This window comes from Phormidesmis sp. 146-33 (assembly GCF_052939515.1).
This window is the reverse complement of sequence record NZ_JBJPHU010000074.1, coordinates 1-17,563: the sequence shown is the minus strand read 5'-3', so window position 1 is coordinate 17,563 and position 17,563 is coordinate 1. Positions and strand designations below refer to the sequence as shown.

Genomic DNA, 17,563 nt, shown 5'->3' with positions numbered 1-17,563 from the left:
AAAAGACTATGATGTCACAGACTGCCGCTACTAAATTCTTAGTACAGCCCTCTTCAGGCTCACAAAGTTTTGAGAAAGTTATTCGAGACCTGATCAATCGCCGTTTCTTTGTTGAAACGGAACAATATACAGATCTTAGTGATTGGTTGGATAAGCGGCGCAAGTATAAATCCTGTGGAATAATTTCCGGTTCAAGAGGTGCGGGAAAGAGTAGAGCTGCAAAAGAATATGATGCAATAGTGACTGGGCGGCGAGGGTCCATGCGTCGTATCAAACCCCTCCATAGTCTTTATATTAAAGCTTTTAGCTCTTGGGGCACTAGAGATCTCTGCCGACAGTCCTTGAATTTCTTCAATCACGGGGCTAAAAAAGGAAACCCGATGGATATTAGGCTACGAACATGGGAAACATTTGAAGATTTTGGATTGGAACTGCTGCTTGTCGATAACGGTCATCTTCTGAGTGAGAAGATACTCCTTGACCTGGTTGAGTGCTACGACGAATTCAAAATTGCAACTGTTTTGATCGGTCCAGACAAAGATTTAGAGAATCGGCTTGAGTCATTGGGGCTGCGTAAGAAATTCAATTCCCATCACAAATTTCCGTCTCTTTCACCAAAGCAGGTTGTAGAGGTCTTGAAAGCGTTTAAGAGTGATTTTTTGAGCTTACCAGAGGGTGTGAAATTGTTTGATGGTGAGGTTGTCCATGCAATTTGTCAGGCATCTGGTGGTAATCCATCCAAGTTGGAGCAACCAGGCTGTGACTTCAACACTATCTCAGAAATCCTAGTTTTATCAATCGCTCAATCATCGAACGATGAAATTTTGTTGGATAAGCGAGTTCTTAAAGAGGTTTTATATGGTTTTGGTGTGAATGTTGAATTAACAGTTGAGGAGCCAAATGATACTGGAACAGGAATTAGCGGATGACCAACCTTGGTTTAAATACGTCGAGCCGAAGGATGGAGAAAGCATTGCCAGTTTCCTATATCGGTTTCGGCAAGCGAAAGGGAATCGAATTTCTTCTGCTAGACAGCTAGGAGAGATTCTTGAAGTGGGTACGGTAATTAACCGTTGGGAAGACCTTTTGTTTGGTGGAAGAAAGCCTAAGCAGAAACAGGTGGAAGCACTCAGCAAAGCTACGGGGGTTGAGGTGGATAGACTATGGCAAATGTTCCCACCTAAAGGTGAGCAATCGCAGCCTAACACCATCCGCATCTGCGCCGCCTGTTGTTTGGAGGACTCCTACCACCGCATTGCCTGGCAGCTCCACTCAACAGCAGGATGCGATCGCCACAGACTGCGCTTACTTCCCAGATGCTGGGCTTGTGAAAAGGACTTTTCAGTTGAGGCTTTATTAAAGGAACTGAGGTGTGTTCACTGTGGAATGTCCCTCAAAAGCATGGTGAAGAAGCAAAAGCCGTATTAGAGGTTTTAAAACAGCAACATGAGGTCCAGAGCTTAGATTGAATCAATATGTTTGAGCCAGCTAACAAGCTGTTCGACATTTTCTTCAAGTGGATGTTCACTATCCATTACTAAATCGGCTATATTTGCTAGCGCAGACTTTACCTGTTGTTCGGTAGAGTCCTGTTCCAAATGTTGATACTTCTCTAAATCGACCGTTCCTCTTTCAAGCAATCGATTCGTTCGAGTAGTCTCATCAACAGTGACCAAAACTAGGAATAGCTGCATTGGCGCAACAATCTGCTTCAGGTTATCAAGCACTTCTATGTGACGTATGCCATCAATAACAATGGGCTGTCCGAGTTGCCAGTCTGCCTGGGCTAGAACTGCCCGACAGAAGCCTTCTATATCCCTTTGAAGTAAATCTGCTCCGATCGCCTGTAAAACCTCTCGCGAGTTTGCAAGTCCTCGACTTTGAGCAACCGACCGAACATAATCACCAAAACTGACGCGCTTCCACTGGAGTGTCTTGGCAACTTCTTGAGAGAGAGTAGATTTGCCACTGGCAATGCTACCCGAAAAAGCAATTACGGCTGGCTTCATAGGCTATAGCTCAAGTTTTAGATGCTGATCGCTAGGTTGCAAAATGACCCATCCCCGGCGATCGCGTTTAGCAAATGGAATTGGCTCAATCACTTTAACGGATTGAATTCTCATGAGGGTTGCATAGCAGGCAGCCTGCCGCTGCTGCCAAAACTCTGGATCCTGAGCGCAGAGGGCTTGGGTAAAGTCGCGTTGAATTGTTTCCCAGGATTCTGGGTCAAGTTGGTAGAACCAGCAATGCGTTACCTGGCAAATTCCAACAATGGGACCACAAGATTGCTTTAGGAGGAGTACATCCCCTTTCTCAACCTGGTTGTACGGCGCAAATCGGCGGGTAGCAAATCGAGATTCTATCGTTTTTTTGCCCTCTAGAATGAACTGGAGATACGGCTCTACAAAAACCCCTAGATGTAATGCGAATGGGAAAGAAGCCTGCTCAGACAGAGGGGAGAGATAATTTTCCCAAAATAAATCTCCCTTCACAGCTGACTTCAGCTCATTAACTAGCGGCAAGAGTGAGGTTCGTATCGTTCCAGTAGTCATTAAAGAGTAAGTTCTCCTTTTGTTCCAGGCTGATCAGAGACAGAATTTGATTGGTTACTTCAGCAATCAGGACTCCTTCGTTTGGATCCAGCGATCGCTTCAAAAATGCTTCTACTACAGCATGAGGTTGGTCTCCGGTTGAAATTGCCTGCAAAACATGCCAAAGTATATCGCGCCCGTGGCACATGAAGACCCGGTTCCCGGATGTCCAGACGTCAGCTAACTGTCGTCGAGAATCCCGACGACTCACCGAGGTGAGTACATTACCTGGCAGGATTGGTACTAACTTTGGATTTTCAAATTCTGAGCTAGTCCAAGGGCGAACTCGAATCCGCACACCGAGCAAACTAACTTCAGACCAGGTAGCCTCTTGTTGCGCCACGCTAGGACGGGGAACCTGGGTGCTGCTTACCCGTTGAAAAATTGCTAAATCTCCCCGTCTCCAGTCATGTTCGAGCGCAGGAAGCCCTGCAACTCTAAAAGCATTGCGCTCGAACACAGGAGTAAGATAAGAGAGTGACAAGTGCTCTCGATGAACGAGCTTAAGCCCAAGCCGTTTTGCCCATGCCAACGTTTCCTTCCACTCCTGGTTAATCCCAGGTCTAGTGCCAACGGGTGGGAGACTTACAAAAATATGCCCACCTAATTGACAGATTTGGCAAGCAGCCCATAAAAACGACTGAATGTGTTCGAAGTACCAGGGCGGATCCATAACGACTGCAGCCCCTGATAATCTTGGGACAGCACCATTCAAGAGGTCAGATCGCATAACTTGAGATCGGGAGGTCAGTGAGGTTAGATGATTTGTCATAGTCTTGTTTGCCTCAAGCAAAATCATCCGTCGTTGCCAAGACAGTGCAAGACCACCTCGAAATAAGCTAGGAGTTCCAAGTAGTACTATGGTATCATTTGGATTCGTCAATGTCTCACAAGATTTCAACAAGTGATCCACCGATTCATCAGTAAAACGCCAGTCAAAGTCAAGTGGATGTGGCAGGGGCAATCCAAGCTGGTAGTGAGAATAGGGAATCCTTGTTGAGGTCTGACTTGTTGAAGTGTTCAATTTTTCCCAAATATCTTGAGGCACGGCTGAATTAGAACTTAGTCTTCGCAACGTGTGAGCGACGATGATTGGATCAACACTGGGTAATGCCTTGACCAACTGATTGAACGTGCCTACTCCAGATGCGAGCGCATGCAAAATCCATCGTTCAACAAACTGTTCAAACACTTGTGATTCGATTTCAGTAATTGTCATAGAAGTTGCTTTGTGTGTAAGGAAATATCTGTGATTGATTGTGATCGCTCGATACTGGGGTATCGATTTTCCAATTCTGTTTTCCAAGCTTCAATCGCGAGGTATTGGTTCCTTAATGCAGCTTGAGTACCATCATTGAGCCGTCCTTCAACTGGGGTAAACGTTTGAATTTCCAGCGGAACCGTTCGGAGTGGAAGATTGTGGTCTATTGCCTGGAGTCGATCGACAAAACGAGCTATATCTGCAACAATTTCTGAAGCTGCTGGTGTTGTGAATGTTGCATAAGCGTAGATGTCAATTCCTAACTCCAGCAATCGCTTCATTAATTGAAACTGCCGATTAAAGAGATCAGGTTCAGCACAAGTATTAAATGCAAAAGACTCAGAATTAAATCCTTTAAAGCAGCAGACACGACCATACTTGGGATAAGTCGCGATAAGTTCAAGATCTGCGTCTGATAAAAACTGCCAGAAGTAGTCGTTGCTCAAGTTGTCGTCTGACCAAAGGTAAACTTGGTGCTCTAAACCTCGCTCTTTCAGCTCCGCCATCATCCAAGGAACCCACTCTGGAACCAAGTCAGGTTGTCCTCCTGTTAAATCAATCATTGAAGGAGGGACAGGTTGATCTAAATAAAGATCAATCAATTGAGATGGACTCATCCACTCAGAATATTTACGATTTGCAGACAGCAATTCAAATGGAACGAAGCAGTACCAACATCGCCAATTACAAGCTGCACTTTGAAACACTTGCGCTCGAATCATGTTGGTTGCTTGTAGACCCAGTGCTCTACAAGCTGGATCGATCGGTAATGGGTTGCAAGGCCAGTCATTGTTGCTCGATCGCCTAAAGTGGCGAATACGACCAAAACCCTTGCAATTAGGAGGCTCTGTAAGGTCATTTTCTTGTTGTGTATTGTGGAAATTTGTAATCAGCAACCGCTTATTGTACAAATCCACAGATGCTTCTCGATAACGTGCAGATAAAGCCTCAGTGTCAATTACCATTGCAGCTTTCACTCCGTCTGTTCTTGACTTTTAGTATTTGATTTGCCAGCCCGACGAATGGGTGAGACTTTCTCTCCCGTTTCAGTTAGTAGCGGAAATCGTTCACTGATAAATCTCATTCCCAATCTGGATAAATACGATATTTCGGGTTCTGTCAGCGATCGATCTCGAGGAATGCCATACCAATACTCCATACATTTGCGGCAACAAGAAGCAGTGGCGTGCTGAGCAAAGTGAACTGCATTGACTTTGGCTGAATCCTCAGCAGGCGTTTGACGCCCATCAAAATCATTGGCAGGTGGACTCATAGAGTTGCGAATCCGCTTTTCTACTGCCGTCTCCATTCCTTTTACACCCTTACGGCGGGCATAATTCTCAACCGACTGAGGCATCTCGTTTGTCCAGTAATGTTGGCGAATGAGTTCATTCTTCAAGGCAGCAATCGTATAGTCTAGGTCTTCGGGATCAAGCTTGTGTAACCGCTCCCACTCAAAGGGAGCAGCCTCATCACAGGATCGACATTGTCCTACTGTATTTGCTGCCTTTTGTTTAGGCGTAGGTCTATACGAGTGATGCCCATTTTTGCAGTCTGAGCTAGTACATTTTAGTTTGAGTGGTTTTAACTCCTCCTCAACATTCCAATCATCCGACATTACGTTTAACCTCCATAACTTCAAAATTCCTGCTGAGGCAAGTTATCCGACAAAGCTCTTATCAAGAGTGTTTTATCCACATCATTCAAAACTTCAAAATTGATCTTCTCTAGGAGCACGTCACGAGCAATCTGCCACGGCTCAATATCTTCCGTTTGTAGATTGGTTGCAGCCCCCCACCAATTTTCACCTTGAAGTGATAGCCGATAAGCCATGTGGTCTGCTAAAGCCCCAACCAAAACTTTCTCCCTTGTAGCAACTTTAAAGACGACATTTTTGAGTCGCTCAATACTACCTTTTGCTTCGTCGGTACACATCTCAACCAGTTCCTTTTGGCGACCGTTGAGTAGAATATATTCGCCAAATCTTGTAGCCGTCTTTTCTTCAGGTGAGTCTTGCCGTTCCTGTGCAATATCCCCTTCTTCAACCACAGTTCGCTCAGTTCGCTCTGGTTCTTGAGCAGCATGCCAAAGTTCATGGAGAAGATCGAGCAGCCAGCGAGCCGAGGATCTAGTGCGCTGCTTCAGAACGATGACGTTTCGTCCATTGACGCGCCAGAATGCACCATGAAATGCTCCAGCATCCCTCAGTGGAAGAACAGGTATACCCAAACTCCAGACATAACGTAAAGCATTTGAAAACGTTAGTTCACCATACGTTGAGCAGATGGCTTCACGAACTTGTTTTGGATCGGTTGGGATTGGCTTCGCTGGTAAATCTGCTGTAGCTTCTAGTACAAGCAATGCTAGGAAATGAGCATAAACTGTGTACGCACTTAATCTTTTCTGATTTGCTTTTGCATTAACTTTGAAGTGAACAGCTCCAAGGGGAGTTAAATCAAGCTGAAGCGGTCTAGAGCTAAATAGATCAGCTAGTGACCATCCAAATACTCGCCTTAAAGCGAGTGCGGCACGAAGCACTAAGGCATTGGTAGAGACTTCACCTTCATCCTGTGAAGTTTCAGCACTCAAAGTAGGGAAGAAACGGTTGAGAATAAGATCGCGATCAATTCCAGCTTGGCTTAATCGGTTCAATAAATCAGCCGGTGAGATTCTAGGTAACAAAACTTCTTCGCGTACCTGAACACCAATCGCACGACTGACTTCTACTAAACGTGCAAAGCTGGCAGAAGCATACGCTGTATCCTCATAACGTTGGACTTGCTGTTCCTTCATCCCTAATCGCTCAGCTAGGTCTTTCTGAGTCAACCCAGCAGCAATCCGAGCTTTGATTAGAGCGAATGGTAATGCTTCAAGCGAATCTAATTCGAGTACCGCCTGTTGTCCATCCTTCAATGCCTCATACTCTTCGACTTCAACGCGTAGTTCCGCAAGCTGAGATTTTAGCGAATCCCTTTCAGCTTTCCGCAGGATGGGATGGACAGACTGATCCTGCTGAGATGAAGCTGGCAGTTGAGCGAGAGCATTTGAGAACTTTTCAATTTGAGCTTTAGTAATGCGGTATTGCCGCTCATTCTTAATCATGACCATATCTCCCACAGGTTTAGGGCAACAATGCCTTTAGGGTTTCCCGTTGCCTTATCAGTTTGAAAAAACTCTAAAAATGTTTTTCCGCTCACTCCTTCAGGGATCTGTGCTGGAAAAAATTCACCGAGATATTTCACCTTCTGAGCAACTCGACCATTGTTCAGTAACAGCGGATCGAGTAAAGCGGGGTTGACTCCCGTAATATCCCAGCAAATATCAAAGTCATTGGGATGTTCCTTTGCCGTTACAAAACTGCCATCGACGTAGACTAACTGACAACCAGCTTCCCGCAATCCTAATAGAGCCACTTTCATTCCTGAGAGCAGGTTATGTCGATGTGGAGTGTGCCCAAAACGACGAGCAAACTCCTGCCACGAAGCTGTGGTGTGGATTCCAGGCGGTAATAATCCATCTTGGTTAAAGGGCGGAATCATAAACTCATCATAACACAACAAAAAAGTTGTCTTGCTGTTTTCCTGTGCTATAGTGCTAACACAACGATTTTGTTTTGTCAAACGTGCGCCCTTAAATACTGCGAATTTGGGAGTTTGAAGATCAGGGCTGGTATTGAGGCGCAACGCTTATCAGCAGCCATATGAGGAGATGAGTGAGATGGGAAAAAGCTGGCTACCGTTTGCAAGCTACAATCTTTGGTCACTTTTTGCTCCGGCAGTCGGGCAGGAGCATTGGCACTGTGACATGAAGCGGGGGCATGCCAAAGTTCGGAAGCGAGAACCGGATGTTGCGGCAATCTTGGCACAAGACACTGTTCCGCAAACTATTGGTCTCTTAGCACAGCAGGGGATTTATGAATTTCACTTGAACCCTCAACGACTTAAGGATACGGATGGAGTCGCACAGGTTTTCGAGATTCTGAAACTTGCTCAGCAAGCTGATGAGGTGCAGGAACGGCTAAACCAAATTTTGTCCCAGTATTATGAGAAACCCATTCTTCTTAAAAAGCGAATTTTTAGCTTGAGCCGAGGCGATGAAGGTTTCCCAGAACCCATCAAGCTCTATTACGAGAACACAACCTTCAACCTCTTCGCTGCGATTGACTGTATCTTGCTTGAACCGGATGGCACGTTACACATTCTAGATTTGAAGACGGGGCATTCTGATTTTGATGAACGGCAGGCGTTTGTTTATCTGCTAGCTGCAAACTACCTGTTCCCTCGCCAACGAGCGATCGCCTCGTTCTATAACCTTGAACTCTGTAAGTGGTCAGAACCAATTACGGCAACCGCGAGTCAACTAAATGCTGTTCGGATAGAGCTAGCGCGCTTGGCTCAACGGCATGAGGCGGAAAAGAAGCAGTACCACAAGAACCCTGCGGAGTTTGATCGAATTTTCCCACCCAATCCCGGCTTTCGCTGCCAATATTGCCAGTTCAACTCAGTTTGTCAATTTGCTGTTCAGGAGATCTCTGCATGACCGCTATTACCACTGCTCCCTCACAAGAACTGGTCTTCCTCAGTGAAGTGTTTCCACTATCGATCGCTCAGCCTAATCTTGCTAGCTTTACGATAGCGCCTGAGATTGATCAAGAAACTGGGAATCGCTTGAGTTTCCATCTCTCACGAAAACTAGAACAGGCTGTAGCCATCTGGCACGAGTATCGGCTGTGGGTGCTCACTCCAATGCAACGATTACCCTTGAATCTATCTCAGTGCCAGACAGCCCTCGCAGCACTTCAGCGAGATGTTCCAGATTTGTGCGATCAATCCCTCCGGCTTCAACAAAACAGTGCAGCGATCGCCTCAGCGTCTCTTTTATCCAAACTCGCGTTTCAGGTCTTGCGAACCAAGCAACCCTTCAGGCCAATTTCTGTCGCATTGACTGCAGGATTAGCGGTGAATCGCAAAATTAAGTTTTGGGCAGAAACGATCGAACTTCAGGGAGAAGAGAGCGCAGCATTGTCATTAGCAGTTCAGACTGAGATTGCATATTCAGGGAGTTTAGCGGATTTCTATGCCAACAATGCGGCTCAAGAAAATCCAGAAGATTTGCTAGTGGGCTTGCCCGTTCAGGATTTCGACATGGGCGGCAGTGGCAGTATTGTTCGGCTTGTCGGTGTCGTCAGGGAGCATCGCGATCGCCTGCTCAAACTTGCAGCAGGTTACTCAACACGGCACATCATCGAGACTGCTCCTGAAGATGAGTTGGTGGTTGCAATTCAGTTTGGTAAAGGGAAAAAGCTCTTTCACTACCCGCTTTCCGCTCTTCGTCCTTCGATTACGGCTGAAACGGCTGAGCAATTTGGATTTGATTACGGACAGTTTTTACGATTCACAAAAATTCCTCACACGGAGCGGCAACAGCTGCTAACCACCTTTAAAGCACAGGCAACAGATATGCTGATGCTTTACGGTTTTGAAACTGGGCGAAGTTTGAACAGCCTGGAATATCCTGACCTCTTCTGGCAACCAGCGACTCCTATAGACCAGACCCCGTTGCTGTTCGGCAAGGGAGTTACGGGTGTTCGAGGGCGTATCTTACAGGGACTATCAAGTGGTGGAGTTTATCATCGTCATCCCAATTTTCAACCTGGCATGATTCGGATTGCTGCGCTGAAGTTATGCGACGGTAGTGTGAACGGTTTCCTGGAAGCGGCTCAACAGCGACTAAAACGTTATGGGTTTGAAAGCGAAATCATCGATCGCAAAGCTCTATCGATTAGCGGTCTTAGCGCTGCCGAGGCAAGAGCTGCTCTGGAGAGAACCGTTAATAAGTTAATCACAGTTCCAGTCGATATCGTATTGACTTTTCTGCCACAGAGCGATCGCGAAGCAGATGAGGAGAATGGCGGCAGTTTCTATCATCTGGTCTACTCACTGCTTCTGCGTCGAAATATCGCAAGCCAAGTGATTTATGATGACACGTTAGCCGGGGTTGAGCATGGACAAATTCTGAACCAGGTCATTCCAGGAATCTTAGCAAAGCTAGGGAATTTGCCTTTCATTCTGGCAGAGCCGTTGGAAATCGCTGATTACTTCATTGGATTAGACATCTCGCGATCGCCCAAAACCAAACTTGCTGGAACCCTGAATGCCTGTGCTAGTGTGCGGCTTTACGGAAAGCAGGGCGAATTTATTCGTTATGTCTTGGAGGATGCTTTACTAGAAGGAGAAGAAATTCCGCAACGATTACTAGAACGCCTGCTACCAGCGACGCTGGAAAGCAAAACGGTTTTAATTTACCGTGATGGGCGATTCTGCGGTCAAGAGATTCCCCATCTGTTGGAGCGAGCACGGGCGATCGGGGCAAGATTTATTTTGGTGGAGTGCCGGAAATCTGGCATCCCCAGGTTATATAACTTGAGCCAAAGAGCTTTGGTTGCACCATCACAGGGCTTAGCATTGCGGTTATCTTCGCGTGAAGCGGTTTTGATTACAACCCAGGTGCCTGAACGAGTAGGGTTAGCTAGACCCTTGCGCTTAACAGTACATGACGCAGGAGAACCCGCACCAATTGAGCAGATTATTGATATAACACTAAAACTCACATTGCTCCACCACGGAGCTTTGAAAGCACCTCGCTTACCCATGCCGATCTATGGGGCAGATCGGGTGGCTGGATTGCGGCTTCAAGGGATATATCCAAGTAGCTTGTTGGAGGGCGATCGGCAGTTCTGGTTATAGACATAGGAGATGATCTACCTCGTTTGAGTGGTTGAGAGCACAATTACCTTCTGAAGTGAGCAAGAAGAACCGTTAATGCTCAGCTAAACTTGAATTGTTCTTGCGTAACGAAACGGCTGATATTTGATAAACATCGGCTTGTCAAAGCTTTCCGTTCTTGAAGATGAAGGCATTTCTCTGGAAAAATAAATCTCTTCACAAAACTCGCCCGACATTGAAGTTCCTGTAAACCCTGGTGTCTCAATCCTGACTCAGCACCTTTCAGAGAGTTACAGATAGGTAAAAGCAGGGAACTCTACAATCAACAATCCGCCTGACGATCGCCCTTTAAAGGCAACCAAGTCATCGGATTAATCTACGTATTTGCACTGATTTAACAATTGCTCGTTCCGTGAGCATGGCGGCTCACCTTTGGTGATGCGCTGCGAACACGGCTGGTTTTGCTGCGTATTTTTAAGGGTGGTGCCGATGACTGCTGTCGAGGTTGGAAGCATTGTACGAGTTCGCTCCCGTCAATACCTGGTTGAGGACGTTCTAGCAAAGCAGTCATCACAAGACGACACGCGGGTTCGTCTTGCCTGCTTGGATGATGATGCCCTCGGTGAAGCGCTAGAGGTACTCTGGGAGCGTGAGGTTGATGCACGCCACATTGGAACAACCTCCTGGGAATCAGTTGCTGCACGAGGATTTGATAATCCCAAATTGTTTTCGGCGTACTTTCATACGTTGCGCTGGAGTTGTGTCACTTCCACTGATCCAAAGCTATTTCAGGCTCCCTACCGGGCAGGTATTGAGGTAAAAGCCTATCAGCTAGAGCCACTGCGGAAGGCTCTGCTGATGCCAAGAGTGGGGCTATTCATTGCCGATGATGTGGGTTTGGGGAAGACCATCGAAGCAGGCTTAATCTTGCGTGAGATGTTGATGCGTCAAAAGGTGCGGCGGGTTGTCATTTCCTGTCCGCCTTCGGTTGTGCGCCAGTGGCAAGAGGAGATGGAGAGCCGCTTTGGTTTGACTTTCCTGATTGTCGATCGCGAGTTCTTTGCCAACCGCAGACGGGAGCGCGGCTACGGCATCAACCCCTGGACAACGCATACCCGGTTCATCATCTCCCACGCACTGCTGCGCGATGAAACCTATGCAGCTCCATTGCGCGACTGGTTGGGAGATTTTTCAGCCAGTGCAATGTTGATTCTAGATGAGGCACATAATGCGGCTCCTGCTAGCGGAGCCAAGTATGCGGTGGACTCCCAGTTAACCCGAACGGTAAGAGACCTCGCTCCTCGCTTCGAACACAAGCTCTTTCTCTCGGCAACTCCCCACAACGGACATTCCAATAGTTTTGCGGCATTGCTGGAAATTCTTGACCCGCAGCGGTTTTGCCGGGGAGTTCCAGTACGAAATCAGAAACTGCTCGATGCAGTAATGGTGCGCCGATTAAAGAGCGACCTGCGAGAGATTGGAGATGATTTCCCAGAGCGCCTGGTTATCCGCATCAGTATCGATAATTTGACGGATGAGGCTCCGGAACTTCGGCTCTCTCGCCTGCTACAGGAATATCGTCAGTTGCGGGAAGAGCGGCTCAAATCGGCTTCTAAAACCGTACAAAGGGCGGCAGCCTTGGTATTGTTGTCGTTGCAGAAGCGGTTGCTGTCTTCAATCGAAGCCTTTGCACGAACGCTGAAAGTACATCAAACAGCGATCGCTCGACAAATGAATCAAGCAGTTTCTCCAGCGAAGTCACAGGGGAAAAATAACCAGACATTTTCTCTATTACAGGAGTCGGCAGGGGCAGATGACGATCGCGCCGAATTGATTGAGGACGAGGTAGAAGCGGAAGAAGATGCCCAAATGAAGGCGGCAACGGAGCAGGACACCTCCGCGCCTTCAACCAGAGAATTAGAGCTGCTTGAGGAGATGGCTAAGATTGCCAATGCCGCTCGTCACTTGCCTGATCCTCGAATTCAGAAATTAGCTCAATGGATTCGGGATAACCAATGCCCTGATTTAGGGACTCCTGGCGCAGAGTGGAACAACCGCCGTGTCATCATCTTCACCGAATACACCGATACCAAGCGCTATCTGCAACAACAGCTTCAGAGTGTGATTGCTGGCTCTGACCAGGAGCACCAGCGGATTGGCGTTTTTCACGGCGGCATGGGAGACGATCGCCGCGAGGAAATCAAACTAGCGTTTAACAGTGCCCCTGCCAAACATCCTTTGCGAATCCTCATTGCAACGGACGCTGCACGAGAGGGGGTCAACCTGCAAAATCACTGTGCTGATCTCTTCCATTTCGATCTGCCCTGGAATCCTTCGCGTTTGGAGCAGCGTAACGGACGAATTGACCGCAAGCTTCAGCGATTGCCCATTGTGCGGTGTCACTATTTCGTTTTGCCCCAGCGCAGTGAAGATCGGGTGCTGGATGTGTTGGTCAAGAAGACCGAGATTATTCAGAAGGAACTGGGTAGTCTTTCGCCAGTTGTGGAGCGAAACGTTACAAAGCTTTTAGCAGATGGTATTCGGCATGGAGAGTTAGAGCGTCTGGAAACGGCGATCACCAAAGCCGATCAGATTGATCAATCAGCACCAAACATTGAGGTCATTTCAGAGGAACTAGAGCAAGTCCGGTTGCGGCGGCAGGAGCTTGAACAGCAGAACGCACTGCTGCAAGAGATGTTGAGTGAGTCGCAGAAGTGGTTGGGACTGGACGATCGCCACTTCCGTGATGCAATCTCTGCCTCTCTGGAAATTTTGGGAGCCAATTCTCTACAACCTATTAATCCGAACGAAGCGGCGTATGAACCTGCGACTGCAAAGTGGGATATTCCGGCACTCGATCAGCGGTTTGGTGCTGACCCAACCTGGGCGACCACGTTGGATTCCTTGAGGGCACCCCGCAAGCGGAATCAGAAGTTGTGGGATTGGCGGCGAGAATCCCCGATTCGTCCTGTTGTATTCCGCGATCCAGGTTCGCTGGATGGTGAGGTGGTGCATCTGCATTTGGAGCATCGGGTTGTGCAGCGGCTTCTATCCAGGTTCCTGGCACAGGGCTTTCTACACGATGAATTAACCCGCGCTTGTGTTTGTCTAACTGATCGCCCCATCCCCAGCGTAATTGTGTTGGGACGGTTGTCACTCTACGGCGATCGCGCGTCTCGTTTGCATGACGAGGTGATCGCAGTTGCGGCGGAGTGGATTGCACCGGAGGCAAGGGGGCGATCGAAGCTGCGTCCTTTGGGTGAAAACGAGAAGGATGATGTGCTGAAGATTCTAGAGAACTCGCTGGCAAGCCCTCGTCTACGTCAAGTGCCAGAATCTTTGCAGCAGCGACTCAAGCAGGCAACAGCCCAGGATGTCGAAGAGTTAATTCCCCATCTCAATCGACGGGCAGACACTCTGATTGAGCGCTTTAAGAAGCGGCTAGAAGCCCGTGGGAAAAAAGAAGCGGCGGAGATGCAGGCGATTTTGGAGGAACAGCGCGATCGCATTCTCAAACGGCAGAAGGAGACAGCGGGTGCTCTTCAGCTTTCGCTCTTTGAAGAGATGCAGCAGTTAGAAGCAGACCGTCGCCACTGGGAAAAACGGTTGAAGTCTTTGGAGGTGGAGCTAGTCAGTGAGCCAGCTCGCATTGAGGCATCGTACCAGGTCAAAGCGGTACGAGTAGAGCCGGTGGGTGTGGTTTATCTCCATCCCGTTTCAGGTTGAGGAGGAGTGAAACAATGGCAATCGATCCAGAGATTTTGCGTCACAAAGAATGGTTGGGCTTTCTGCAACCTGTTGGGTTAGTGGTTTCACCGACCGCATTGGTGAAGGCACAGGCGATCGTCAATCGCAATGTGGTGGAGCTACAGCAATCACTCTTGTCGGCAATCAGTCGCGATCTTCAGCTAGTAGATGACAGCCACGCCTGGATTTTCGATTTCCAGATGTTTGTGGTGGATGTGCTGGGCTGGGAGCCGAGCGATCTGACTAGCGGTGATGCTTTGAAGGAATTGGAAGTTGCATTGCCGGATTATGGCGAAATTCTTGCACCCAGTTATGGAGTGCAGGACAGCGATGGCTGGCTGATGCTGATTCAGGTGATTGCTCCAGGAGCAAATCTGGATGAGGTGAATTCAGCAGACGAGAAGACGGGTAAATGGGCAGCCAGTCCCCAGGCAAAGTTTGAGCGGTTGCTGCGGGAGACAGGGGTTTCGATCGGGATTTTGTGCAACGGGACAGACATTCGATTAGTTTATGCACCGAAAGGGGAATCGTCGGGAAACCTGACGTTTCCGGTGCAGGCAATGTGTGAGGTGTCGGGACGGCTGATCTTGGGGGCAATGGAAATGTTGCTCTCTGCTTTTCGGGTATTTACGGCTCCCGTGGGGCGACGGCTGAAGAATTTGCTGGAGGAAAGCCGCAAGTATCAGGCGGAGGTTTCGACTGCCCTGGCAAATCAGGTGGTCGATGCTCTGTGGGAACTGCTGCGGGGTTTTCAAATGGCAGACGCAGCGGTCAACGGCAGACTCTTGGGCGAACTGGCAACCCAAAATCCTCAGCACATCTATGGTGGGTTGATCACGACGCTGATGCGGCTGGTGTTTCTGCTATACGCAGAGGATGAGGGACTGATGCCGGGAGATGACTTGTATCAGCGTAACTATGCGGTATCCGGTTTATTTGAGCGGCTGCGAACGGATGCCGGGAATTATCCCGACACGATGGATCAACGGTATGGAGCTTGGGCGTGGCTATTGAGCCTGTTTCGACTGGTGTATGACGGAGGGGGAGAGACTCCAGAGTACCTTCCAGCGCGGCATGGGCAGTTGTTTGACCCGGATGAGTATGCGTTTTTAGAAGGGCGATCGCAAGACTCGCATTACGCAGTTGGAGATCCCATTGAACCACCCCGAATTCCGGATGGTGTAGTGTATCGGATGCTCGATCGCCTCCTGATGTTGAACGGTGAACGGTTGTCGTACAGGTCACTAGGGGTTTCTGAAATTGGGTCTGTGTATACCGCGATCATGGGTTTTGCCGTTGAACGAGCAGAAGGGATATCGATCGCAGTTCGTCCCCAGCATGTGGTGATTAATGTTGAAAATCTACTGGCAGCAAAGGCAAGTGATCGCGCCAAACTGTTGCAGGAGTGGTCAGCCTGCAAGATCACGGGGAAATCGCTGAATGAGTTGAAGGCGGCAAAGACACCAGCGGATGTGGTGGCAGCGTTGGGGCGCAAGGTTTCACCCCGGACACCCAGTTTGCTTCCGGCGGGTTCGCTGTATTTGCAACCAGGGGAGGAGCGGCGGCGATCGGGTTCTCACTACACGCCGAGGGCATTAACAGAACCGATCGTCAAAACAGCCTTGCATCCAGTGTTAGAGGCATTGGGCGACAAGCCAACAGCAGAGCAAATTCTGTCGCTGAAGGTGTGTGATATTGCGATGGGCAGCGGAGCCTTTCTGGTGGAAGCCTGTCGGCAGTTGGCGGATGCGGTGGAGGAAGCCTGGAATCGGGATGGTTTGCCGGAAAGTTTGCCAGAGGGTGAGGAGCCGTTGCTGTATGCACGACGGTTGGTGGCGCAGCGGTGTTTGTATGGGGTGGATCGGAACCCGTTTGCAGTGAATTTAGCACGGCTGTCGCTGTGGTTGTTTACGCTGTCAAAGAGTCAGCCGTTTACGTTTCTCGATCATTCGCTGAAGTGGGGCGATTCGCTGGTAGGAATTCCCCGCAAACAAATTCTGGCGTTTGACCGACAGGCTTCCTATCAGTTGACGCTGGATGATCATCAGCGTCAGTTAGAGGTAGAAGCGCGGAAACAGCAGATTTTAGCAACCCGACAAAAGATTCAGGATGCAGATACGCAAACGGATCAGGATGAGGTGACGAAACGGCTTTATTTGCAGGAGTCAGAGGATTTGCTGCGGCGATCGCGCTTAGCTGCTGACTTAATGGTATCTGCCTTTTTTGAAGGAACCAACGCCAAGCAGCGAGAGGCAAAGCTTCAGGACTTTTTAGCAAAGCTCAAAATCTACGATGCAGAAGGACTGGATGTAAACCCAGCGCGGGAAGGATTGGTTGCCGATGTTATGATTGGGGCAGATTTGGAAGGTAAAACTGTCAGCCAGCGACAGCAAAAACGCCAGGAATACGGCAGCAAATTGGTGGGCTACGAAGCAGGTTGGATGAATGCGTCGGAAGTGTTACAGATTTCCGAGCGATTGCGGACAGGGCAACACGCCGTCATTCCCTTCAACTGGGAAGATGAGTTTTTAGAGGTGTTTGAGCGCGAAAATCCGGGTTTTGATTGCATCATTGGCAATCCACCGTTCTTGGGTGGTAGTAAAATATCGTCTAATTTCGGCTCTGAATATCTTGCGTGGCTGCTAGAAAATTATCCAGAATCACATGGGAACGGTGATTTAGTAGCATTCTTCTTTCGACGAGCCTTTAATCTAATTAAACAGGGTGGAACATTTGGCTTGATAGCAACTAACACGATAGCCCAAGGAGACACTCGAAACACGGGATTAAGGTGGATTTGTGAAAATCAAGGAAACATCTATTTTGCCCAACAGCGGCTTAAATGGCCCGGTTTAGCATCTGTTGTTGTCAGTTTAATAAATATTTTAAAAGCCGAAAAATTATTATTTCGACCGCAACTAAATGGCAAATTAGTAGACAAGATATCAGCGTTTTTATTTCATTCTGGTGGAAATCGAGATCCTTATAAGCTGTTTGAAAATCATAGAAAAAGTTTCGAGGGCTTCAAAGTTTATGGTCAGGGTTTTCTTTTCGATGATCTAGATGCTAAATCCACCTCTTTGTGTGAAATGCACACTCTGATAGAGAGGGATTCAAGTAATCAAGACCGTATTTTCCCTTATCTTGGGGGCGAGGAGCTTAATTCTAGCCCGACTCATGCATATTACAACACTTCGGACAAAATTAAGCAGCGATCACGCCGTAGGAGCGCAGACTTT

The 17,563-nt window shown here is 48.2% G+C and carries 13 protein-coding genes; 6 read left to right on the top strand and 7 right to left on the bottom strand.

What is annotated here, in order from left to right; all coding sequences use genetic code 11:
* The first annotated feature begins 8 nt into the window (after positions 1 to 8).
* Complete coding sequence (locus ACJ2PR_RS24005; RefSeq protein WP_446878840.1) at positions 9 to 929, top strand: AAA family ATPase; 921 nt, start codon at positions 9 to 11, stop codon at positions 927 to 929.
* Positions 901 to 1,428 carry a TniQ family protein gene (locus ACJ2PR_RS24000; protein ID WP_446878839.1) on the top strand — a complete coding sequence of 176 codons (528 nt, stop codon included), beginning with the start codon at positions 901 to 903 and terminating at the stop codon, positions 1,426 to 1,428. Before ACJ2PR_RS24005 ends, ACJ2PR_RS24000 begins: the two co-directional genes overlap by 29 nt.
* A 32-nt stretch (positions 1,429 to 1,460) precedes the next feature.
* Here ACJ2PR_RS24000 and ACJ2PR_RS23995 read toward each other — a convergent pair whose 3' ends face one another.
* The 7 genes from ACJ2PR_RS23995 to ACJ2PR_RS23965 are packed head-to-tail and all read right to left on the bottom strand — an operon-like array spanning position 1,461 to position 7,391.
* Positions 1,461 to 2,009: an AAA family ATPase gene (locus ACJ2PR_RS23995; RefSeq protein ID WP_446878838.1), complete on the bottom strand. Its 549-nt coding sequence runs from the start codon at positions 2,007 to 2,009 to the stop codon at positions 1,461 to 1,463.
* A 3-nt stretch (positions 2,010 to 2,012) separates the two neighbouring features.
* Positions 2,013 to 2,492 (bottom strand): ASCH domain-containing protein, encoded by a 480-nt coding sequence (locus ACJ2PR_RS23990; protein ID WP_446878837.1) that lies wholly within the window; start codon positions 2,490 to 2,492, stop codon positions 2,013 to 2,015.
* Between the two features lie 16 nt (positions 2,493 to 2,508).
* Positions 2,509 to 3,810 carry a hypothetical protein gene (locus ACJ2PR_RS23985; protein WP_446878836.1) on the bottom strand — a complete coding sequence of 434 codons (1,302 nt, stop codon included), beginning with the start codon at positions 3,808 to 3,810 and terminating at the stop codon, positions 2,509 to 2,511.
* Complete coding sequence (locus ACJ2PR_RS23980; protein ID WP_446878835.1) at positions 3,807 to 4,817, bottom strand: hypothetical protein; 1,011 nt, start codon at positions 4,815 to 4,817, stop codon at positions 3,807 to 3,809. Before ACJ2PR_RS23980 ends, ACJ2PR_RS23985 begins: the two co-directional genes overlap by 4 nt.
* An 8-nt stretch (positions 4,818 to 4,825) precedes the next feature.
* Positions 4,826 to 5,470, bottom strand: coding sequence for a DUF4186 family protein (locus ACJ2PR_RS23975; protein ID WP_446878834.1), 645 nt, complete (start codon positions 5,468 to 5,470; stop codon positions 4,826 to 4,828).
* A gap of 20 nt (positions 5,471 to 5,490) precedes the next feature.
* Positions 5,491 to 6,954, bottom strand: a complete 1,464-nt coding sequence (locus ACJ2PR_RS23970) for a helix-turn-helix domain-containing protein (protein WP_446878833.1) — start codon at positions 6,952 to 6,954, stop codon at positions 5,491 to 5,493.
* Positions 6,951 to 7,391, bottom strand: a complete 441-nt coding sequence (locus ACJ2PR_RS23965; RefSeq protein ID WP_446878832.1) for a DUF6932 family protein — start codon at positions 7,389 to 7,391, stop codon at positions 6,951 to 6,953. Before ACJ2PR_RS23965 ends, ACJ2PR_RS23970 begins: the two co-directional genes overlap by 4 nt.
* Positions 7,392 to 7,569: 178 nt before the next feature.
* Here ACJ2PR_RS23965 and ACJ2PR_RS23960 point away from each other — a divergent pair, with 178 nt between their 5' ends.
* From ACJ2PR_RS23960 to ACJ2PR_RS23945, 4 genes are all read left to right on the top strand, one after another.
* On the top strand, positions 7,570 to 8,391 hold the full coding sequence (locus ACJ2PR_RS23960) for a PD-(D/E)XK nuclease family protein (protein WP_446878831.1): 822 nt from the start codon (positions 7,570 to 7,572) through the stop codon (positions 8,389 to 8,391).
* A complete protein-coding gene (locus ACJ2PR_RS23955; RefSeq protein ID WP_446878830.1) occupies positions 8,388 to 10,598 on the top strand; it encodes a Piwi domain-containing protein in 2,211 nt (736 codons plus the stop codon). Before ACJ2PR_RS23960 ends, ACJ2PR_RS23955 begins: the two co-directional genes overlap by 4 nt.
* A 468-nt stretch (positions 10,599 to 11,066) precedes the next feature.
* Entirely contained in the window at positions 11,067 to 14,303 is a 3,237-nt protein-coding gene (drmD, locus tag ACJ2PR_RS23950) for a DISARM system SNF2-like helicase DrmD (RefSeq protein WP_446878829.1), read from the top strand.
* A gap of 14 nt (positions 14,304 to 14,317) precedes the next feature.
* The coding region (locus tag ACJ2PR_RS23945; protein ID WP_446878828.1) for an Eco57I restriction-modification methylase domain-containing protein at positions 14,318 to 17,563 on the top strand (3,246 nt) is incomplete at its 3' end.